Consider the following 820-nt stretch of genomic DNA (forward strand, 5'->3'; position numbering starts at 1 on the left):
CTGGGTGCGGGATCGGTGACGGCGGCTGCGGTGCATACCTCGAGCACGTCGATCAACGGCATGACTTACACCTTCGCCGGCACCACGCCCGGTTCGACGGTAAGCGTGGGCGACACGGGCGCGGAGCGCACCATCACCAATGTGGCGGCAGGCCGCATCGATGGCGGAAGCACCGACGCCATCAACGGCTCGCAGCTGTTCGCCACCAACCAGGCGATTGGCACGGTGGGCACCACTGTCACCAACCTGGGCAACACGGTGACCAACCTCGGTACGTCCATCGCCAACAGCTATGGTGGCAATACCACCTACGATCCGTCGACGGGCACGTTGAACACCAGCATCAGCTATGGCGGCAACACCTACAGCTCGCTGCAACAGGTCTTCAATCAGATCGATACCGGCGGCATCAAGTACTTCCACGCGAATTCCAATCTCGCCGATTCGGTGGCGAGCGGCGTGAACAGCGTGGCGATCGGGCCGGTATCCACCGCGGGTACCGACAACGCGGTCTCTATCGGCAATGGCGCGACGGCGAACACCAATGTGGGCGACGTGGCATTGGGCGCAGGCAGCAGCACCGCCGCGGTGGTACAGACCGGCGGTGGCACCATCGATGGCCACGCCTACACCTACGCCGGCGCCACGCCGACCAGCACGGTGAGCGTGGGCTCCATTGGCAACGAGCGCACCATCACCAACGTGGCGGCGGGGCAGGTGAACGGCAACAGCACCGACGCTATCAACGGTTCGCAGTTGTTCGCCACCAATCAGGCGGTGGAAAACCTGAGCAGCGTGGTGACCGCCGGTGCGACGCACT

Annotated in this window: 1 pseudogene; it reads left to right on the forward strand. The window is 64.4% G+C overall.

Features of this window, described 5'->3' with window-relative positions:
• Nucleotides 1-820, forward strand: a pseudogene (locus JMF82_RS21855) (hypothetical protein); the annotation flags it as partial.

The sequence above is a fragment of the Dyella sp. EPa41 genome, assembly GCF_016586165.1.
GTDB lineage: Bacteria > Pseudomonadota > Gammaproteobacteria > Xanthomonadales > Rhodanobacteraceae > Dyella.